The 659-nt window shown below is 69.3% G+C and carries 1 protein-coding gene; it reads right to left on the minus strand.

Going from position 1 to position 659, the window contains the following annotated elements:
- The coding region (locus tag Dsi01nite_RS56650; protein ID WP_203854844.1) for a LamG domain-containing protein at positions 1-659 on the minus strand (659 nt) is incomplete at both ends.

A 659-nucleotide genomic window follows, 5' to 3' on the forward strand; every position in this document is an offset into this window, starting at 1 on the left:
CGGCTCGGCCGATCTGGACCGGGCCCCAGGCGTTCCACGGGGTCGCCCGGATGCCGGTGCCCTCCAGAACGCCGTTGACGTAGAACTTGATCGTGCCGGTGTCCCCGTCGTAGACGCCCGCGATGTGGGTCCAGGTGTTGGCCTGTGCCAGTGTCTTGCCCTGCGCCAACGAATATCCCGTCGGGGATGCCACGTCGTCGTTGGCGAACACGAAGCGCCACTGGCCGTCGACGGTGCACTGCAGGTAGAAGCCGGACTGCCAGCTGCCTTGCGCACCGACCACCGTCTGCCAATGGTTGGTCGTGGTGACCCGTACCCAGGCCGCGACGGTGAAGCTGCGGTCGGTCCGCACGACCGCGCCGCTGGTGGCCGCCCACTGGGTGGTGCCGTTGAGCGACAGCGCCCGGTCGTTCGGGTCGGTGGAGAACTTGCGACCATTGACTCGGGTCCCGCCGGCGTAGACCTTCGCCGGGTAGTCGCCGTATTCGTCGAAGACGGCGGTGCCGCTGCCCGGGTCGTCGAAGCGCCACGCGGCCCGCCGCTCGGGCTTCTCCGACACCGTCCAGCTGCGCACCATCAGCGGCGTCGCGGTGAAGCCGGTGCCGGAGTTGCGGGCCGTGTGCAGCTCGGTGGTGCCGACGATCGAGCTGTCACGGAAG

This window comes from Dactylosporangium siamense (genome assembly GCF_016862795.1).
Lineage (GTDB): Bacteria > Actinomycetota > Actinomycetes > Mycobacteriales > Micromonosporaceae > Dactylosporangium > Dactylosporangium siamense.